Below are 18,471 nucleotides of genomic sequence, written 5' to 3'. Positions count from 1 at the left end.
TGTGGACAGTCGAAAAATAAAGAGAGCTCTACAGGAAGGAAATCTGAAATATAGGATAGTTACGGAAATTTTTAATTTATTCGGGTATTCGAACAGAAACATTGCAGGGCTTGAAATAAAAAATAAGGTCTATCAATATTTAGATAAGAACTATAGTTGTAAGATAGGTGAATTCTTATATAAAAAAGCGGAAGAATGTGACGCTAGTGGAGATAAATATATTTGGATTTGCTGGTTTCAAGGAATGGAAAATGCTCCGGAATTAGTTAAAAGATGTTATGCGTCGGTTAAACGGAATATGCCGGATAAAGAGATAATTGTCATCACAAAGGAAAACATGGATCAGTATGTTAACTTCCCGGATCATATTCTAAAAAAATGGAAGAGGGGATTAATTACAGATACGAAAATGTCGGATTTTCTTAGGATGGAGTTGCTGATTCGCTATGGCGGTCTTTGGATGGATAGCACCATTTTTCTATCTGGGCCAATTCCTGATTGGGTCTATGAAAAAGATATTTTCATGTATGCTATTGATGATTCTGAGGATATAACTAGAGTTTATAATAATTATTTTATATATTCCAAAAGAGATTATCCGATTCTTAAAACTTTGAGGGACATTAATTATTACTATTGGGAAAAAGAAAATAAAGTAAGAGACTATTTCCAATGGCACTTATTTACAACACTGGTAATTCCGTACTATAAAGATTTGTTTGAAGACATAGTGTTTATGCCAGATGCAATTTCGCACATGCTTGGAAAGGTCTTCTTTAAGAAATATGAAAAGGGCTATTGGGAAACACTGAAAAAAATAACTCCAATCCATAAGTTATCAAATAAATACCTTATTCCAAAAGATTACTCACAAACATATTATGAGATGTTTAAGGAGGGAAAATTATGAAAACAACATTACTTATCATGGCTGCTGGTATCGGTAGCCGCTTCGGAACAGGAATCAAGCAACTGGAGCCAGTGGATGATGCTGGACATATCATCATGGACTACTCAATCCATGATGCAATCGAGGCTGGCTTCAACCATGTAGTATTTATTATCCGTAAGGATATCGAGAAGGAATTCAAAGAGGTCATCGGAGACCGTATTGCCTCTATTTGCGCTTCTCATGGTGTAACTGTGGATTACGCTTTCCAGGATATCAACGACATCCCGGGAGCTCTGCCAGAAGGCCGGACAAAGCCGTGGGGGACTGGTCAGGCCGTCCTTGCAGCGAAAAATGTGATTGATACCCCGTTTATTGTCATTAATGCTGATGATTACTATGGCAAGGAAGGCTTCAAGGCTATCCATGAGTATCTGGTAAATGGCGGAAAGTCCTGTATGGCTGGCTTTGTGCTGAAGAATACGCTGTCTGATAACGGTGGTGTAACTCGTGGTATCTGCAAGATGGATGAGCAGAACAATCTGACTGAGGTTGTTGAGACAAAGAATATTGTGAAGACCGCAACTGGAGCAGAATCAGACGGAAAAGTGATTGATGTTGATTCTCTGGTATCCATGAATATGTGGGGATTAACTCCTGATTTTTTGGATGTACTGGAAGAAGGATTCAAAGAGTTTTTTGAGAAAGAAGTACCTAGCAATCCTCTGAAAGCAGAGTATCTGATTCCTATCTTTATTGGAGAATTACTGGAGCAGGGGAATATGTCCGTAAAGGTTCTGAAGACCAACGACACATGGTACGGCATGACCTACCATGAAGATGTCGCAGCCGTAAAGGAAAGCTTCAAGAAGATGCTTGAGAATGGCGTGTACAAGGCTGACCTGTTCAGTGATTTGTAAACAACGATGAAAGAAGCGATTGATTTACTCGGAAAGATCCTCACAAACATTCTAACTGCTCTCTATGAGCCGTTTGGATTTTCGCTCCTTCTTTCCTTCCTCGCCATGTTTTTCTACCTGTATGCGTATGAGCCAATACATGCTGGCAAAGGATGGAAGAGTGCAATAGTGACATGGTATCAGAAGTTCAAAGAGAGCGTGTTCTTTCGGAAACTGTTTTTCTTAGCTTTTGTGACTTCGATGATCTTATTCAGAACGCTACTGAACCGGAACTTGTGGATGAATCCGTTGTCCGATGTCATGGGTGGATGGGGCATCTGGGAGACCGTGAATGGCGAACAGAAGCTGACCACCGAGTGCATAGAGAACGTTATCATGATGATGCCGTTTAGTTCGGTAGCAATGTGGACATTCGGAGAGAAGATAGGAAACGGCTGGAAGAAGATACTGCGGGAAAGCGGAAAGATAGCGTTCATCTTCTCGATAAGCATTGAGATGTTGCAATTATTGCTTCGTTTGGGAACGTTTCAGCTATCAGACATCTTCTATAACACAGTCGGGGGAGTGCTAGGCGGGTTATTGTACTGTATAGCGATGAAGGCAAGAAAGCGTCTGTAAAAGAGTATAGTTTTGTGATATACTAAAAAAAGAGACTTTTATGTTGTTCTCATACCTACACAATACTTAATTTAAACGATTATAATTTTGGAAAGAGGTTTGTGTCCTATGCCCAGAACTAAAGGTAGTAAGAATAAGCCCAAAACTGTGACTGCAGATTTTGCAACACAGATTGCAGAAAAGCAGTCCGCAAAGGAAGCACTCACAGCCGAGATCTCATCCATTACCGCTAACATTGACACTTTGAAGGCTGACTTGAAAGAGAAAAAGACTGCTCTGAAGAAGGCCGAAAAAGAAATGGCATCCTTGGAAGCGAAGAAAGCAAAGGCAGATGCTAAGGCCGCAGAGGAAGCAAAGAAGGCTGAAGCAGAGGCTGTGCTGAAGAAGTTGCTGGCAAGCGGCATGAGTGCGGATGAGATCCTCGAAAAGCTGAAATAAACAAGAACCAAAAAAATAAATGCCGTGTGGACAAACTGAACTCCAGGAGTTCACACGGTATTTTTTGAAGGCTGCTGTATAGTTTATAACGAAAATAAAAGAAGAACAAAATTTAAAGAAATGGAGCGTGAGAAAATGAACTTATCAAAAATACATCATATTGCAATTATCGTATCTGACTACGAAGCCGCAAAGAATTTTTATGTGAACAAGCTGGGCTTCTCTGTTATCAGGGAAAACTATCGCCCGGAGCGTAAGGACTGGAAACTGGATCTGCGTGTCAATGAATACACAGAGCTGGAGATTTTCGCTGAGGAAAACCCGCCGAAGCGTGTGAACCGCCCGGAAGCATGTGGGCTGCGTCACCTTGCTTTCTGTGTAGAGAGTGTGGAGCAGACGGTGAATGAGCTGGCGGAGGTAGGTATTGAATGTGAGCCGATTCGTGTTGACGATTATACCGGCAAGAAGATGACTTTCTTCCATGATCCGGATGGTCTGCCGCTGGAGCTGCACGAATAAGCATGGGAAAGAAAAGAGCGTATAAATCTCGGAAGTCCGGTGGAGGCCGAAAGAAGCTGAAGCCAGAGTACGATGCCGGGAAAAATCTGAAAGAGCAGATGGAAAGTGCTGTGGCACTTTATGATTCTGAGATGTCCTTGCAGGCCATCGGCGAAGAACTGGGATTAAATCCAATCAAAGTAAGAAAGCTGCTCATCACGGCCGGTGTGTATGAATCTGAAGTGGCGGAGAAGGTGCAAGCTACCTTTCAAGAATACCGTGAAACACAAGACTACAAAACCTCCATACTCTCAACTGCAAACACTCTGAAACTTTCCAAAGCCTCCGTCACCTCGTATCTGCCATATCGGAAAGGTGTGTACTTCACAAGCACAGCAGAAAAAGGGAAGATCAGTGTCGGAGCAGAGCGGCAGCGGAGATACAGAACAATGAAGCGGTGGAGGGCCGATCCGACAGAAGAAAACTTTTGGGGAGTGGTTCTGGCCTATGCGGGTGTGAAATTCAAAACTTACTCCGGCTTGCCATTCTCTTACCAAATTAAAAAAGGCAGGAACGGCGAGTACACGAAAGAGCTGTGGATCGACCGCCGGGAGAACAGTAAAAGCCTGGCATGGAGTTCAGTGCTGCTGGCGCTGAAGAATATTAAAGGTGAAGTAGTAGAGAGACCCAAAGCTCTGGGCGATATTCGAGGCGTGACCTACATATACGGAATGTTCTATCGGTTCGGGCTAATCGATGTGCCGGATGAGGTAAAGGAGAAGATGGGTCATCCGAAAAACCGCAAAAAATAGGTTGCTATGTACAGAGGTGTGCGGTAATATGTGCCGTAACTGAGGATGTGAATCTTAGTTTGGAAGGATGGCAGCCTTCCTATTGAGCTGAGTGAAATCGGCCAGTGGTGGGGGACAGACCCGAAGAAGAAAAAGCAGATACAGATTGATATCGTCGGAACTCCTGTTGAGGGCAAAGACTATATCATCGGTTCATGCAAATACCGGAATGAGAAAATCGGTGTGGATGAACTCGATTTGATTCGGGATTATGCCTCAGTTTTTGGAAAGGGCAACAACTATCACTACTATATCTTCTCGAAAGGCGGATTCACAGATGGACTTCTTCAGGCACAAGAGCGAGGTGAAGTTCGGCTGATAACGTTGGAAGACCTTTACAAGTAAAAATTCTAATCAACTCTGCTGGTGAAAGCTGGCAGGGTATTTTTATATCCATTTTTAGTCTGTCTGCTCGGTGCAGATGGGCTTTTCTTATGCCTGCGAGGAGGTGGTTACGCAAATAGCATCCAGAATCCAGGGCATTCTCTGGACTTAAATCCAATCAAAATAAGAAAACTGCTCATCACGACAGGTGTGTACTTCCCAAGTACAGCAGCCAAATTATTCTGCTGTTCAAGCAAAGGTAAACGAACTTTTACATTAGTAACCTGATAGAAACAAAAGAGTGACAAACACATCAGAAAGCCTTACAATATAGGAAACACAGTTATCTTGGAACTATCAAAACAGTAATTTGGATTATAAATTACAGTATAATTAAAGATTATGGAGAATAATAAACAGCTATGTCGATTAAAGAACGAGAAGAGTTTTTATTTCAAAAATTAAGAGAAAAAGATGCCAGTATTGTAGCCGATGGAGTGATCTGCGAGCAGGAATTTTTAAATGCCAGATATAAGATCGTATATATCTTAAAAGAAGTAAATGGCGGAAAAAGCTGGGACCTGCGGGATTTTGTTTATGAGGGTGGAAGACCACAGACATGGGATAATATTGCACGCTGGACGGAAGGAATTCTGTCCTGGGAAAAAGAATTTCCGTGGTCTGAGATGGAGATGGACAATGAACAGAGACGCTTGAGGGAGTTGAAGAAAATAGCAGCGGTCAATTTGAAGAAAACTTCTGGTGGACATACTTCAAATAATGGTGAAATTTACAGGGCAGCAGTTGATCATCATGACATTATCAAGGAGCAGATTGATTTGTATAAAGCAGACTTTATTATTTGCTGTGGCACGGAGTATGCTTTTATGGATGCATGTTATAAGGACAGAGAGATTGACTGGAAAATGACTTCAAGGGGAATCTGGTATTTCAGAGATGGCAAATCTGTTGTCATCTCATTTTCGCATCCGGAAGCAAGAGTGAAAGATGCATATTTGTTTTATGCACTGACGGATGCGGTGAAGGAGATTATGCGTTGTGAAAAGTTTGAAGAACAACTATAAGGAGTATAAGAAAAAAGAAAAAGCCTTTTGTGGCGGTTTGGTGTGATAAAAGTGCCGGAAAATACAGTGAAGAAAATGGAGATCAGATGAGAAGAGGAAAATGGATTATTTTCGGAATGTTAGTGGTGCTGCTTGCGGGATGTTCTGGAAAGAAAACAGAAGAAATTTCTGCGGATGCAAAAAATGCGGAAAGTACAGATGAGAAAAATACGCTTGATTTTGTAGATGCACACGGAGAGTGTTATACGGTGGAAATCAATGAAGCAGTTGCGAAGAATCCGTATGATAAAGCACTTTTTGTAAAAAATGAAAATAAGATCAGCTATGAGGATAAGAAATATACTTCAAGGCTGGGCGTAGATGTATCTGTTTTTCAGGGAGATATTGACTGGGAGCAGGTGAAAGCAGCAGGTTATGAGTTCGCAATTTTGCGGATCGGATATCGTGGCTATGGTGAAGAAGGTACGTTAAATGCAGACGAGAAGTTTGAACAGAATATGGAAAATGCCCGAAAAGCTGGAATAGATGTGGGTGTTTATTTTTTCTCGCAGGCGGTAAATGAAGAAGAGGCAAAGGAAGAGGCTGATTTTGTTCTGGAACATTTGAAAGGGCAGGAGCTTCAGATGCCGGTTGTGTACGATCCAGAGCATATTCTGGAAGACGAAGCACGGACGGATGGTGTAACGGGAGAACAATTTACCCAAAATGCGAAGGTATTTTGTAAAGAAATAGAAAAAGCCGGTTATGATGCCATGATTTACAGCAATATGCTGTGGGAAGCGTATGAACTGGATCTGGAAAAGCTGTCGGATTATCCGGTCTGGTATGCCGATTATGAAGAACTTCCGCAGACTCCATATAAGTTCACTATGTGGCAGTATTCCAGCACCGGAAGTGTGGCGGGGATTGAAGGAAATGTGGATCTGAATATCCAACTGCTTAAAAAATAAAAAATTTATAGTTGTAATCTTGTGGTCGGCGAAAAAATATAGTATAATCGAAAAAAAGAACATATGTTCTCGTGAAAAGTGTTAGGAGGTGCGGCGAATGCCGGAGCAGACACGCAGTTATGTAGCAATTGATCTGAAATCTTTCTATGCTTCGGTGGAGTGCAAGGAACGGAATTTGGATCCGCTTACGACGAATCTGGTTGTAGCCGATCCGGAGAGGACAACGAAGACGATTTGTCTTGCTGTTTCTCCTGCGCTGAAAGCATATGGGATTCCGGGAAGGGCAAGACTTTTTGAGGTTGTCCGGAAGGTGAAGGAGATCAACGACGAGCGAAAGCGGAAAAATGGAGGACATGAATTTACCGGGCAATCCTGTGACACCGGGGAATTAAAGGCAGACCGAAGCTTTGCATTGGATTATATCACGGCGGTTCCGAGGATGGCACTCTATATGAAGTACAGCACCCGGATTTATGACATTTACCTGAAGTATGTTGCACCGGAAGACATACATGTCTATTCAATCGATGAGGTTTTTATGGATGTTACCGATTATCTGCATACTTACCGGCTGACACCGGAAGAACTTGCAGGAAAGATAATGCGGGAAATCTATGAGCAGACCGGGATTACGGCGACAGCTGGAATTGGTACGAATTTGTATCTGGCGAAGATTGCGATGGATATCATGGCAAAGCATAGCGAACCGGATGAGAATGGTTTTCGGTTTGCAAGTCTGGATGAGATGAGTTATCGCAGATCTTTGTGGAATCACAGACCGCTTACGGATTTTTGGCGTGTGGGAAGAGGCTATGCGAAAAAGCTGGAACAATGTGGATTGTATACCATGGGAGATATTGCCAGATGTTCGGTTGGAAAAGAGAATGAATTTTATAACGAAGAGCTTTTGTATAAAATGTTCGGTGTGAATGCAGAACTTCTGATCGATCATGCCTGGGGCTGGGAACCGTGTACGATTGCAGATGTAAAAGCGTATCAGCCGGAGCATAACAGTGTTGGTGCAGGACAAGTACTACATTGCCCGTATGATGCCCAAAAGGCGAAAATTGTGGTTAAAGAGATGTTGGATCTTTTGACGCTTGATCTTGTAGAAAAGCATCTGGTTACGGATCAGATCGTGCTGACTGTCGGATATGATATCGAGAATCTGACAAGTGGAAAAGGTTATACAGGGGAGGTGACAGTGGACCGGTATGGAAGAAAGATTCCAAAGCATGCACATGGAACAGCGAATCTACGAGAGTATACAGCTTCTGCGAGAATGATAACCGATGCGGTGATGAAACTGTATGATCGGATTGTGAATCCGCATTTGATGGTGCGGCGGATTTCGATGGCGGCGAATCACGTATTGGATGAAAAGAAAGCGGCAGATAAGACAGAATTCCGGCAACTGGATCTGTTTACTGATTTTACCAGAGGCAATGAAAAGAAGCAGCAGGATGAGAAGCTTGAACGGGAGAAGAAGATGCAGGAGGCAGTGCTTTCGATTAAGAAGAAGTATGGGAAGAATGCAATTCTGAAGGGACTTAATTTTCAGGAAGGAGCCACTACCAAAGAGCGGAATGAGCAGATCGGAGGGCATAAGGCATGACAGGATATGAGGATATCATTCATTTACCGCATCATGTATCGGTCAGACATCCGCAGATGTCAAGGGAGGACAGAGCGGCGCAGTTTGCCCCGTTTGCAGCGCTGACCGGACATAAAGATGCAATCAGGGAGACCGAAAGACTGACCGAGCGGAAACGCAGACTCAGTGAGGATTGCAGACAGATACTGGATCTGTATTTACGGGAAGTATGCCAGAGTCAGGAACCACGGGAAGTGGATTTTGAATATTTTGTACCGGATCAGAAAAAGGAAGGTGGCTCTTACCAGAAGAAGTCCGGTTGTATCCGGAGGATTGACACCTATCTGAATGAAATCGTATTACAGAGTGGAGACCGGATTCCGCTTGATGAAATCGTAGACATTGATGGAGTGATTGCCGCGGCTGACGAAGTGTGATAGAATAAATTTTATAATTTCATGGACAAATGCCCATAAATTCAGAAAAGATACAGAAAACCAGGCAGGGAGAATGGAAAGAATGAAACCAGTTTACGAAAGATTCATCGAAAATCCGGATTTTACGAAACCGGATTTTGTCGAATTGATAAAATGCGCAGAAGATCCGGAGGCAGTCCGGAGACTGAAAGAGGAAGCAGTCCGTATCCGGGAGATTTATTACGGGAAAAAGGTATTTACCAGAGGGCTGATCGAATATACCAATTATTGTAAGAATGACTGCTATTACTGCGGAATCCGCAAGAGTAATACGAATGTAAAGCGCTACCGCCTGACAGAGGATGAGATCATGGCATGCTGTGAGAATGGGTATGAGCTTGGATTCCGGACGTTTGTGCTACAGGGCGGAGAAGATGCTTATTATACGGATGACCGGATGGTAGCGATTATTAAAAAAATCAAGGAGGCATATCCGGAATGTGCGCTGACGCTGTCGATTGGTGAGAAGTCTTATGAGAGTTACAAGAGATTTCGGGAAGCTGGAGCAGATCGTTACCTGCTTCGTCATGAGACGGCGAATGAAGAGCATTACCGGAAGCTACATCCGGAGAAAATGAGTCTCGCAGTCCGGAAAAACTGTCTGTATGATCTGAAGAAGCTTGGTTATCAGGTGGGGGCGGGCATGATGGTTGGTTCACCTTATCAGACGACAGAGGATCTTGCAGAGGATCTGGTATTTCTGAAGGAATTGCAGCCGGAGATGGTGGGGATCGGACCGTTTATCCCACACCACGATACGCAGTTTGCAAAAGAACCGGCAGGAAGTGTGGAGATGACACTGTTTTTGCTCGCTGTGATCCGAATCCTGCTGCCGAAGGTACTTCTTCCGGCAACGACAGCACTTGGGACGATGGATCCGCTTGGAAGAGAGAAAGGGCTGCAGGCAGGAGCCAATGTCGTGATGCCGAACCTTTCTCCGGTGAAGAACCGGAAGCAGTATGAGCTTTATGACAACAAGATCTGTACCGGTGAAGAGGCAGCAGAATGTCGCGGATGTATGGGGAGACGAGTAGCAAGTGTTGGATATGAGCTGGTGACGGAGCGTGGGGATGCAGTGTAGAATCGAACGGATTTTCTGTAAAAAATCACTAAAATCCTGTTTCTGATTTTAAACAGATATTACAAAGAAGAAAATTTATTTTGAAAAATTAAAAGGAATTCGGAGAAAGAAAACATTTTTCGATACATTTCGGTGGATTTCGCAAGCTGTCAAACCGGTATTTTCAGTAGCAAAAGAATCTCCCTTTTTACCACTAGGAAAGCACACCGCAGATATGCTACTATATAGAAGTCGACAATACTTATACGCGTAAGAACAGGAGGAACTTGATTTAGCCGTTTCTAATAAAAGACCGCAAGCCTTTCTTGTAACATGCGGTATCAGAAATAGAATATTTTATTTTGAAGCATATGGAAATTGTATATAGATAACCATATATACAAACCGGACACCGGGGAATGGAACTGTAAAAGGTTTCGTTCCCCGGTGTTTTGTTGGAGAATGAAAGGTATCGTTTGAATTTATGGGTGAATTTTTGTTTCAGGCTTCTGAATTTTATCCCTACCGAAATTTACAGTTTTATGGTATGATGAAAAAGTATGTAATCATTGCAGGAAAAGTCGTTTATGATAAAAATATGAGGATTACATGAAAGAGGAAGCTAGCCTGGAAAAGGTCTTGTTTCCGATTCCGAATTTTGGGAGGAATATAATTTGAGTAAGAAAAATGAGTATCAGGGACATTTGATCCGTGAGGTTTACCCGGATTCAATTGCTGAGGCGATGGAGATCGAGCCGGGAGATGTCCTTCTACGAATAAACAACCAGAAAATAGAGGACGTTTTTGATTATCGTTACATGATCAAGGATGAGTATGTAGAAGTGCTGATCCGCAAGCCGGACGGGGAAGAATGGCTTCTGGAGATTGAGAAAGAGTATGATGATGACCTTGGCGTAGAATTTGAAAATGGTCTGATGAGTGACTACCGTTCCTGCAGCAACAAGTGTATTTTCTGTTTTATCGACCAGATGCCGCCGGGAATGCGTGAGACCTTGTATTTTAAAGATGATGATTCCCGTCTGTCTTTCCTGCAGGGCAACTATATTACCCTGACGAATATGAAGCAGAAAGATGTGGACCGTATTATCGAGATGCAGCTTGCGCCGATCAATATTTCTGTGCAGACAACGAACCCGGAGCTGCGCTGCAAGATGCTCCACAATCGTTTCGCCGGAGAAAAGCTGAAATTCCTGGATGATCTGTATGCCGGACATGTGGAGATGAATGGGCAGATCGTACTGTGCAAGGGAGTTAATGATAAGGATGAGCTGAAGCGTTCTATCGAAGATCTGATGAAGTATCTGCCGTTTATGCGGAGTGTGTCAGTGGTTCCGGCAGGACTTTCCAAATACAGGGAGGGACTTTATCCACTGGAGCTTTTTGATAAAGAAGAAGCGGAAGAGGTCATTGATCTGATCGAGAGCTATCAGAAGAAGGCGTATGACGAGTTTGGACTTCATTTTATCCATGCAAGTGACGAGTGGTATATCCTTGCAGAGCGGGATTTCCCAGAGGAAGGACGTTATGACGGATATATCCAGCTGGAAAATGGTGTTGGTATGATGCGGCTTCTACGGGATGAATTTTACCATGCCTTTGAAGAGCTTCAGGAAAGTGAAGAATATCCAAAGTTAAAAGAAGGGATCGCACGGACATTTACCATTGCGACTGCAAAGCTTGCGTATCCGACAATTCAGGAATTTGCGGACAGGATCACGGAAGCATTTCCAAAAGTAAAGATCACGGTTGCCTGCATCCGTAATGATTTCTTTGGTGAGACGATCACCGTATCCGGTCTGATTACCGGACAGGATCTGGTGGCACAGTTAAAAGAGAGAAAAGAAGCAGGAGAGGATCTGGGAGATACTCTGCAGATTCCAATCAATATGCTGCGAAGCGGAGAAGAGGTCTTTCTGGATGATCTGACGGTGCAGGACGTGGAAGCGGCACTTGGCATGACGGTGAAGGCAGTGGAGTCCGGTGGTAAGGATTTTCTTGACGCGGCACTGAATTTGGATTATCATACAGAACGAAACAATGAGAATTTTGTATACATTAAAGCATACGACAGAGAGGATGAGTAACTTGAAATTTTCAAAACAGATGTCAGAATCAATTAAACTTGGTGTGATCCTTGCGATTGCCGGTGGATTTATGGATGCCTATTCCTATATGTGCAGAGGAAAAGTATTTGCCAATGCACAAACCGGAAATATTCTGCTTCTTGGAATCAATATTTCAGAGAGAAACTGGCATATGGCACTCCACTATCTGGTTCCGGTGCTGGCATTTGCCATTGGAATCGCCCTTGCGGATCTGGTGAAAATACGGACGAAAGATCTGACACTTCTGCACTGGAGACAGATTTCGGTATTCTGTGAGGCAGTGATCCTACTGAGTGTCAGCTTTATCCCACAGGATTTTAATCTGGTGGCGAATGCACTCACGTCCCTTGCATGTGGGATTCAGGTGGAAAGCTTCCGCAAAATCCATGGAAACGGAATTGCAACCACCATGTGCATCGGAAACTTACGAAGTGCGACCCAGCATATGTGCAGTTATGCGAACACGAAGGATAAAGAGTATATCAAGAAAGGACTTTTGTACTATGGAATCATCTTCTTCTTTGTGATCGGTGCAGTTATCGGAAATGCCTGTGTGGAAATGTTTGCTGAAAAGGCACTTCTGATCGCTTCTGCAATTCTGGCAGTTGCTTTTGTGATGATGTTTGTTGATGGAGAAAAAGAACAATGCAAATAAAGCAGATCGCGTATATAAGATCTGATTTTGTGGAGAAATTCGGGATTCCGCGACAGAGTAATCTTGCGGATACCCGGGCAGAAATCCATTTTCTGCCGGAATATCAGAATGCGGATGCACTGCGGGAAATCGAGGCGTATGATTATCTGTGGCTGATCTGGGAATTTTCGGAATCTATCCGGGATACCTGGAGCCCGACAGTACGTCCACCGCGGCTTGGTGGTAACAGACGGGTGGGAGTTTTTGCCACCCGTTCTCCATTTCGCCCGAATCCGATCGGACTTTCTTCAGTAAAGCTTATTGGGGTAGAATTCCGGGAAAAAGAAGGTCCGGTGCTGATCGTGGAAGGTGCGGATCTTCTGGATATGACGCCGATCTACGATATCAAGCCCTACCTTCCATACGTGGATAGCCACCCGGAGGCAAAAGGCGGTTTCGCGGAAGAAAAGAAAGATTATAAATTGGATGTGAATTTCCCGGAAATGTATTTGGAACAGATTCCGGCTGAAAAAAGAGCAGCACTGATTCAGATCCTGGAGCAGGATCCGAGACCTTCTTATCAAAAGGATCCAGTCCGGATTTACGGCATGTCTTACGCGGGAATGGAAATTCATTTCCGGGTAGACAAAGAAACACTTTATGTGACGGAGGTAGAAAGGTCATGAAAATCTATCTGGCGCCAATGGAGGGCATTACAGGTGAGGTATACCGCAGGGCGTATCACACCTTTTTTGAACCAATGGATAAATATTTTACACCATTTTTAAATCCAAACCCGAAAGGCAAATTCAGCAGACAGGAATGGAATGAGATCCTTCCGGAAAATAATGAGGGCATGTATACCGTTCCGCAGATCCTGACCAACCGCGCCGAGGATTTCATCCGCCTGGCCCGGCAGTTGAAAGAATTCGGATATGAAGAAGTCAATCTGAATCTCGGCTGCCCCTCCAAAACAGTCGTCAACCGGAAAAGGGGATCCGGTTTTTTGTTTTATCCCGATGAACTGAATCATTTCCTTGCCGAAGTTTTCGATCAACTCGATATGAAAATCTCTATCAAAACAAGAAGCGGTAAATATGATCAGGAAGAGTTCGAAGAGCTTCTGGATATCTATAACCAATATCCTTTGGAAGAACTGATCCTTCACCCAAGAGTCCAGCAGGATTACTACAAAAACAAACCCGACTGGATTACTTTTGCCTACGCCTGCCGGAACAGCATAAATCCTCTGGTCTACAATGGAGACATTTTTTGTGCGGAAAATTACCAAATCTTCCATCAAAAATTTCCCGAAACAGAATGCATCATGCTCGGAAGAGGAATTCTGATGAACCCATTTCTTCCGGCAGTTATAAAAGGGAAATCTACATTTGATACCAAGAAGATTGCTACATTCTGCGATCATCTTCTTGATGCCTATATCGAAAAATCTCCAGAAGAAAAAAACGCAGTAGTCAAAATGAAAGAACTCTGGTGGTATCTTGGCAAAAACTTTAAAAACAGCGAAGAATATCTGACGCAAATCCGCAAAAGCCAGACCATCCGGGAATACCGGATGGCGGTTGAATGTTTATTGAAAGAGTGCCCATATGAATAAAGCGTATCTTCAAGAAACACCTTCCACTTGGAACAACGGTCAAGCGCCCCTTCCCCGGTTTTATCAATTTCTCGTACTGTGGCAGGACTCTTTTTGGGACGCATCTTGCGACAAAATCCCCCTATTTTCTAGTAAAATTGCATAAAACCACAGGCGTTAGCTTTGACTAAGATTCACAAAAATCTGAAAAACATTAGAATTTAAACTAATTTTCTGATAAAATAAAGAAGTAGAGATTCGGCAAGTTTAAGAAAGAAGGAAGAGAATGTACGAAGTAGGAGATTTGATTGTTTATGGCCGGACAGGAATTTGTGAAGTGACTGAAATTACGACGCTGAAAATGGATGGAGTGCCGAAGGACAAACTGTATTATATTCTGAGACCGGTACGTGAAAAGCGTGGAAAAGTATTTACACCGGTAGACAATGAAAAAATTGTCATGCGAAGAGTCATTTCCAAAGAAGAAGCAGAAGAATTGATCCGTGAGATTCCACAGATCGAAGGACTCTGGATCGGAAGCGAGAAGCAGAGAGAGGAAAAGTACAAGGAATGCATGAAAAGCTGCAAATGTGCAGAATGGGTGCGGATCATCAAGACCCTTTATCAGCGGAAGATGTCCCGCCTGAAGCAGGGAAAGAAGATCACGGCGACTGACGAGCGTTATCTGAGGATGGCAGAAGGCAACTTGTATTCGGAGCTTTCCATAGCACTTGGAATTCCGGAGAGCGGAATGGAAGACTATATCATGAATCAAATAAATGAGACAGAGGAACCGGTGCTTTGCTGATGCAAGGAACCGGTTCTTCCGGGTATAATGGATGTGAAAAAAATGGTGGTAGCAGCGAAAAAGGGTGATTTTACAGAACATTTGCCACTTCCTGTTTTTTGTGAAAAATGGGTTCTTCAAATAGAGATCATTCTATGCTATACTGTTTTAGATAAAACAAAAAATGAGGTGTAATCATGGATAAAGAATTAGAACTTGTGGAGCATAAAGCTTCAATCCTGATAGATGCATTACCATATATCAGAGACTTTAATCAGAAGACAGTAGTTATCGAGTACGGATGTGCCGAGTGGCTCAGCGGAGTGGAAGAGCAGAGACTGATGCAGGATATCGTTCTTTTAAAGAGCGTTGGTATGCGTCCGATCGTGGTACATGCTACCCGTATGGGACTGGACAAATTCCGTGAAAATAAGCGGATTGCCAAGCTCCTTGAACTCTGTGGAGTTAAAGCAATCGGTATCTGCGGCGTGGATACAGAGACGATTGGTCTGATGCTGGACAATGATTATATTCCGGTCATCGTGCCAAATGATATCGACAACGAAAGCGAATATATTGATCCAAGAGAGACTGCACTTGAGATTGCAGAGAAAATGCAGGCGGACAAGCTGGTTTATCTGTCAAAATATCCTGGAATCTACAAAGACGAAGAGAGAAAAGATATTTATTATAAGATTACCGTCCCGGAAGTAGAAAAACTGCGCAAAGAACGTAATTTCCCGAAAGAATTTGACGAGATCATCGGCTATGGTCTTCAGGCATCAAAAAATGGTGTCAACCGTGTACATATTCTGGACGGAAGAATCCGTCACGTTCTTCTGATCGAATTCTTCAGTGTAAACGGAGCCGGAACGATCTTCATTGAAACAGAAGCAAAATTATATCTTCACGAACTTGGCAAATAGGAAACGGCTCGATGAAGAAAATGACAGGAAAGAATACACTGATGCTCTTTTTGACCGCATTTATCTGGGGAACAGCTTTTGTAGCACAGAGCGTGGGGATGGATTATATCGGGCCCTTTACATTTACCTGTGTACGCTCTTTGATCGGTGGGATTTTTCTGATTCCATGTATCTGTTTTCTGGATAAATGGCGTGCGAAAAATGACGGAGTAGAAAGACAGAAAAAAGTAGATAGGAAAGAAGAAAAAAAGAATGTCATCCTGGGTGGAATCTGTTGTGGACTGGCACTTTGTGTGGCAAGTAACCTGCAGCAGATCGGAATACAGTACACAACGGTAGGAAAAGCCGGATTTATTACAGCACTTTATATCGTGCTTGTGCCGATCTTTGGAATTTTTTTGAAAAAGAAAGCCGGAGTGAGAATCTGGATAAGCGTGGCAATTTCTGTCGCAGGCTTGTATTTGCTGTGTATTACCGATAAGCTGGTACTTGCAAAAGGAGACATTCTGGTACTGCTATGTGCGGTTGTATTTACCATCCACATTCTGGTGATCGATTATTTTTCACCAAAAGCAGACGGTGTGCGGATCGCCTGCATCCAGTTCTTTATAACCGGAGTTTTGTCGGCAATTCCAATGTTTTTATTTGAAACACCACGGCTGTCAGATATTTTCGCAGCAGCAGTACCGATACTTTATGCCGGAGTTCTCTCAAGTGGTGTAGCCTATACCCTCCAGATCGTGGCACAAAAAGATGCCGATCCAACCGTGGCATCCCTGATCCTCAGTCTGGAGTCCGTATTCTCTGTCCTCGGAGGCTGGGTGATATTAGGTCAGAAACTAAGTATCCGAGAAATAGCAGGATGCATTCTGATGTTCAGCGCCATCATCCTCGCCCAGTTGCCAGGAAAGCCGGAAAATAAAGAAGCTTAGCTCTAATCAATTGTAGAAATTGTAGTGTCAAAGCAAAACCGATCAGTGAGCCAAAGCTACCGCTTTCCGTTCATTACATTGAGCACACGCCAAAACATTCAAATCAGGGAAAACCAGCAGAATGTACAAATGATTTTATTTCAATTCCAATTGTTGTGCAATGGAGAGAAGACTCAAAAATCATTGAAGCCATTGCTGAAAATGATTTTCGCTTTCAGAGGCTTCTCGGAATGGTTTGCACAACGGAAGTGAAATAAAATCATTTGTACATTCTGCGTCAATCCCTCAATCCATAAAATTTTTGCATTACATACCTCCAATGTAGTAAACTTAGAACTTCCATTTTAAACCCAGGTATGCTATACTAAACCCAGGTATGCGAAAGTATCTTAAAAACCAAGAGACAGGAGCAAAGACAGATGAAAAGAGTTCTTTTAAAATTAAGCGGAGAAGCACTTGCAGGAGACAAAAAGACAGGTTTTGATGAGGCAACATGCATTGGCGTTGCAAAGCAGGTAAAGCAGATCGTAGATCAGGGAATCCAGGTTGCAATCGTAACCGGAGGCGGTAATTTCTGGAGAGGAAGAACCAGTGAGACGATCGACCGTACCAAAGCTGACCAGATTGGAATGCTTGCAACGGTGATGAACTGCATCTATGTATCCGATATTTTCAGACATGTAGGCATGAAGACAGAGGTTTTCACTCCATTTGTCTGTGGAGCATTCACTTCCCTGTTTTCAAAAGATGCAGCAGTGGAAGCACTGAACGAAGGAAAAGTAATCTTTTTCGCAGGTGGCACAGGACATCCGTATTTTTCAACAGATACAGGAGCTGTTCTCCGTGCAATTGAGATTGAAGCAGATGCAATGCTTCTTGCAAAAGCAATTGACGGAATCTATGACAGCGATCCGAAGGTGAATCCGGAAGCGAAGAAGTATGATGAGATTTCTATTCAGGAAATCATCGATAAGAAGCTTATGGCAGTAGATCTGACCGCATCGATCATGTGCCTTGAGAATAAGATGCCGATGCTGGTATTCGGACTGAACGAAGAGAACAGTATCGTAGAGACAATGAGCGGTAATTTCAACGGAACAAAGGTGACTGTATAAGCAGCACCCATTAAGGGAGGATAACATATGAACGAAAAATTAAAAATATACGATGAAAAGATGCAGAAAACCATCCATGCACTGGATACAGAGCTTGCTTCTATCCGTGCAGGACGTGCAAACCCGAATATTCTGAACAAATTAACGGTAGAATATTATGGAACACCGACACCGATCCAGCAGGTAGCGAACATTTCTGTTCCGGAAGCACGTATGATCCAGATCCAGCCATGGGAAAAGAAGATCATCAAAGATATTGAGAAAGCAATCCTGATGTCTGATATCGGAATCAATCCAACAAACGATGGTACTGTTATCCGTCTGGTATTCCCGGAACTGACAGAGGAACGAAGAAAAGAACTGGTGAAAGATGTTAAGAAAAAAGGAGAAGCATCCAAGGTTGCAGTCCGTAACATCCGCCGTGATGGAAATGATGCATTCAAGAAGCTGAAAGGTACAGACGTTTCAGAGGATGAAATTCAGGATCTTGAAGATCAGATCCAGAAGCTGACTGACAAATACATCAAGGAAGTTGATGCAGCAGTCGATGCAAAGTCAAAAGAAGTTATGACAGTATAAGAAGGAAAGATAAGGGGCGGCGAGATGTTTGGCGCCTCTTTTCCTTTTTTATATCAGCAAATTTAGTATCAA

Annotated in this window: 22 protein-coding genes; all 22 read left to right on the top strand. The window is 43.1% G+C overall.

What is annotated here, in order from left to right:
• The first annotated feature begins 1 nt into the window (after nt 1).
• A complete protein-coding gene (locus PGY05_RS01390; protein WP_270475190.1) occupies nt 2–910 on the top strand; it encodes a capsular polysaccharide synthesis protein in 909 nt (302 codons plus the stop codon).
• The gene (locus PGY05_RS01385; protein ID WP_270475189.1) at nt 907–1,809 is read left to right on the top strand and encodes a sugar phosphate nucleotidyltransferase; all 903 of its coding nucleotides are present in this window, start codon (nt 907–909) and stop codon (nt 1,807–1,809) included. The genes PGY05_RS01390 and PGY05_RS01385 overlap by 4 nt, the downstream gene beginning before the upstream one ends.
• 6 nt (nt 1,810–1,815) lie before the next feature.
• Nucleotides 1,816–2,427, top strand: coding sequence for a VanZ family protein (locus PGY05_RS01380; RefSeq protein ID WP_270475188.1), 612 nt, complete (start codon nt 1,816–1,818; stop codon nt 2,425–2,427).
• Between the two features lie 108 nt (nt 2,428–2,535).
• Entirely contained in the window at nt 2,536–2,865 is a 330-nt protein-coding gene (locus tag PGY05_RS01375) for a hypothetical protein (RefSeq protein WP_270475187.1), read from the top strand.
• Nucleotides 2,866–3,000: 135 nt separating this feature from the next.
• A complete protein-coding gene (gloA2, locus tag PGY05_RS01370; RefSeq protein WP_117556620.1) occupies nt 3,001–3,384 on the top strand; it encodes an SMU1112c/YaeR family gloxylase I-like metalloprotein in 384 nt (127 codons plus the stop codon).
• A 2-nt stretch (nt 3,385–3,386) separates the two neighbouring features.
• Complete coding sequence (locus PGY05_RS01365) at nt 3,387–4,175, top strand: hypothetical protein (RefSeq protein ID WP_270475186.1); 789 nt, start codon at nt 3,387–3,389, stop codon at nt 4,173–4,175.
• Nucleotides 4,176–4,226: 51 nt separating this feature from the next.
• The gene (locus PGY05_RS16630; RefSeq protein WP_227120242.1) at nt 4,227–4,559 is read left to right on the top strand and encodes a DUF234 domain-containing protein; all 333 of its coding nucleotides are present in this window, start codon (nt 4,227–4,229) and stop codon (nt 4,557–4,559) included.
• Nucleotides 4,560–4,960: 401 nt separating this feature from the next.
• A complete protein-coding gene (locus PGY05_RS01355; RefSeq protein WP_270475185.1) occupies nt 4,961–5,623 on the top strand; it encodes a hypothetical protein in 663 nt (220 codons plus the stop codon).
• A gap of 29 nt (nt 5,624–5,652) precedes the next feature.
• Nucleotides 5,653–6,573, top strand: coding sequence for a glycoside hydrolase family 25 protein (locus PGY05_RS01350; RefSeq protein WP_270475184.1), 921 nt, complete (start codon nt 5,653–5,655; stop codon nt 6,571–6,573).
• Nucleotides 6,574–6,670: 97 nt separating this feature from the next.
• Nucleotides 6,671–8,188 (top strand): Y-family DNA polymerase, encoded by a 1,518-nt coding sequence (locus PGY05_RS01345; RefSeq protein ID WP_270475183.1) that lies wholly within the window; start codon nt 6,671–6,673, stop codon nt 8,186–8,188.
• Nucleotides 8,185–8,604 carry a hypothetical protein gene (locus tag PGY05_RS01340; protein WP_270475182.1) on the top strand — a complete coding sequence of 140 codons (420 nt, stop codon included), beginning with the start codon at nt 8,185–8,187 and terminating at the stop codon, nt 8,602–8,604. The genes PGY05_RS01345 and PGY05_RS01340 overlap by 4 nt, the downstream gene beginning before the upstream one ends.
• A 73-nt stretch (nt 8,605–8,677) precedes the next feature.
• Nucleotides 8,678–9,724 (top strand): [FeFe] hydrogenase H-cluster radical SAM maturase HydE, encoded by a 1,047-nt coding sequence (gene hydE, locus PGY05_RS01335; RefSeq protein ID WP_270475181.1) that lies wholly within the window; start codon nt 8,678–8,680, stop codon nt 9,722–9,724.
• 653 nt (nt 9,725–10,377) lie between these two features.
• Nucleotides 10,378–11,808: a DUF512 domain-containing protein gene (locus PGY05_RS01330; RefSeq protein ID WP_055296706.1), complete on the top strand. Its 1,431-nt coding sequence runs from the start codon at nt 10,378–10,380 to the stop codon at nt 11,806–11,808.
• 1 nt (nt 11,809) lies between these two features.
• Complete coding sequence (locus tag PGY05_RS01325) at nt 11,810–12,484, top strand: YoaK family protein (RefSeq protein ID WP_022220568.1); 675 nt, start codon at nt 11,810–11,812, stop codon at nt 12,482–12,484.
• Entirely contained in the window at nt 12,475–13,149 is a 675-nt protein-coding gene (gene tsaA / locus PGY05_RS01320) for a tRNA (N6-threonylcarbamoyladenosine(37)-N6)-methyltransferase TrmO (RefSeq protein WP_175306051.1), read from the top strand. Before PGY05_RS01325 ends, tsaA begins: the two co-directional genes overlap by 10 nt.
• Nucleotides 13,146–14,081, top strand: coding sequence for a tRNA dihydrouridine synthase (locus PGY05_RS01315; protein WP_270475179.1), 936 nt, complete (start codon nt 13,146–13,148; stop codon nt 14,079–14,081). The genes tsaA and PGY05_RS01315 overlap by 4 nt, the downstream gene beginning before the upstream one ends.
• 265 nt (nt 14,082–14,346) lie before the next feature.
• Nucleotides 14,347–14,868: a CarD family transcriptional regulator gene (locus PGY05_RS01310; RefSeq protein ID WP_008372373.1), complete on the top strand. Its 522-nt coding sequence runs from the start codon at nt 14,347–14,349 to the stop codon at nt 14,866–14,868.
• A 42-nt stretch (nt 14,869–14,910) separates the two neighbouring features.
• Entirely contained in the window at nt 14,911–15,042 is a 132-nt protein-coding gene (locus PGY05_RS01305; RefSeq protein ID WP_256170983.1) for a hypothetical protein, read from the top strand.
• A 2-nt stretch (nt 15,043–15,044) separates the two neighbouring features.
• A complete protein-coding gene (locus PGY05_RS01300; protein WP_008372369.1) occupies nt 15,045–15,773 on the top strand; it encodes an amino acid kinase family protein in 729 nt (242 codons plus the stop codon).
• A gap of 11 nt (nt 15,774–15,784) precedes the next feature.
• The gene (locus PGY05_RS01295) at nt 15,785–16,705 is read left to right on the top strand and encodes a DMT family transporter (RefSeq protein WP_270475178.1); all 921 of its coding nucleotides are present in this window, start codon (nt 15,785–15,787) and stop codon (nt 16,703–16,705) included.
• 419 nt (nt 16,706–17,124) lie between these two features.
• Nucleotides 17,125–17,820, top strand: coding sequence for a UMP kinase (pyrH, locus tag PGY05_RS01290; RefSeq protein WP_022220574.1), 696 nt, complete (start codon nt 17,125–17,127; stop codon nt 17,818–17,820).
• A gap of 27 nt (nt 17,821–17,847) precedes the next feature.
• Nucleotides 17,848–18,399, top strand: a complete 552-nt coding sequence (gene frr, locus PGY05_RS01285; RefSeq protein WP_008372365.1) for a ribosome recycling factor — start codon at nt 17,848–17,850, stop codon at nt 18,397–18,399.
• Nucleotides 18,400–18,471 lie beyond the last annotated feature (72 nt).

The organism is Coprococcus sp. AF51-11b1, from assembly GCF_027682785.1.
GTDB classification, from domain to species: Bacteria; Bacillota; Clostridia; order Lachnospirales; family Lachnospiraceae; genus Allocoprococcus; species Allocoprococcus comes.
This window is presented reverse-complemented; position numbering and strand designations above follow the sequence as displayed.

Bases quoted from the DNA above. Each gene is read 5' to 3' on its own strand.
- PGY05_RS01355 (WP_270475185.1), top strand. From the start codon at position 4,961: ATGTCGATTAAAGAACGAGAAGAGTTTTTATTTCAAAAATTAAGAGAA.
- PGY05_RS01315 (WP_270475179.1), top strand. From the start codon at position 13,146: ATGAAAATCTATCTGGCGCCAATGGAGGGCATTACAGGTGAGGTATAC.
- hydE (WP_270475181.1), top strand. From the start codon at position 8,678: ATGGAAAGAATGAAACCAGTTTACGAAAGATTCATCGAAAATCCGGAT.
- frr (WP_008372365.1), top strand. From the start codon at position 17,848: ATGAACGAAAAATTAAAAATATACGATGAAAAGATGCAGAAAACCATC.
- tsaA (WP_175306051.1), top strand. From the start codon at position 12,475: ATGCAAATAAAGCAGATCGCGTATATAAGATCTGATTTTGTGGAGAAA.
- PGY05_RS01345 (WP_270475183.1), top strand. From the start codon at position 6,671: ATGCCGGAGCAGACACGCAGTTATGTAGCAATTGATCTGAAATCTTTC.
- PGY05_RS01305 (WP_256170983.1), top strand. From the start codon at position 14,911: ATGGTGGTAGCAGCGAAAAAGGGTGATTTTACAGAACATTTGCCACTT.
- PGY05_RS01300 (WP_008372369.1), top strand. From the start codon at position 15,045: ATGGATAAAGAATTAGAACTTGTGGAGCATAAAGCTTCAATCCTGATA.
- PGY05_RS01365 (WP_270475186.1), top strand. From the start codon at position 3,387: ATGGGAAAGAAAAGAGCGTATAAATCTCGGAAGTCCGGTGGAGGCCGA.
- PGY05_RS01310 (WP_008372373.1), top strand. From the start codon at position 14,347: ATGTACGAAGTAGGAGATTTGATTGTTTATGGCCGGACAGGAATTTGT.
- pyrH (WP_022220574.1), top strand. From the start codon at position 17,125: ATGAAAAGAGTTCTTTTAAAATTAAGCGGAGAAGCACTTGCAGGAGAC.
- PGY05_RS01380 (WP_270475188.1), top strand. From the start codon at position 1,816: ATGAAAGAAGCGATTGATTTACTCGGAAAGATCCTCACAAACATTCTA.
- PGY05_RS01295 (WP_270475178.1), top strand. From the start codon at position 15,785: ATGAAGAAAATGACAGGAAAGAATACACTGATGCTCTTTTTGACCGCA.
- PGY05_RS01385 (WP_270475189.1), top strand. From the start codon at position 907: ATGAAAACAACATTACTTATCATGGCTGCTGGTATCGGTAGCCGCTTC.
- PGY05_RS01375 (WP_270475187.1), top strand. From the start codon at position 2,536: ATGCCCAGAACTAAAGGTAGTAAGAATAAGCCCAAAACTGTGACTGCA.
- gloA2 (WP_117556620.1), top strand. From the start codon at position 3,001: ATGAACTTATCAAAAATACATCATATTGCAATTATCGTATCTGACTAC.
- PGY05_RS01340 (WP_270475182.1), top strand. From the start codon at position 8,185: ATGACAGGATATGAGGATATCATTCATTTACCGCATCATGTATCGGTC.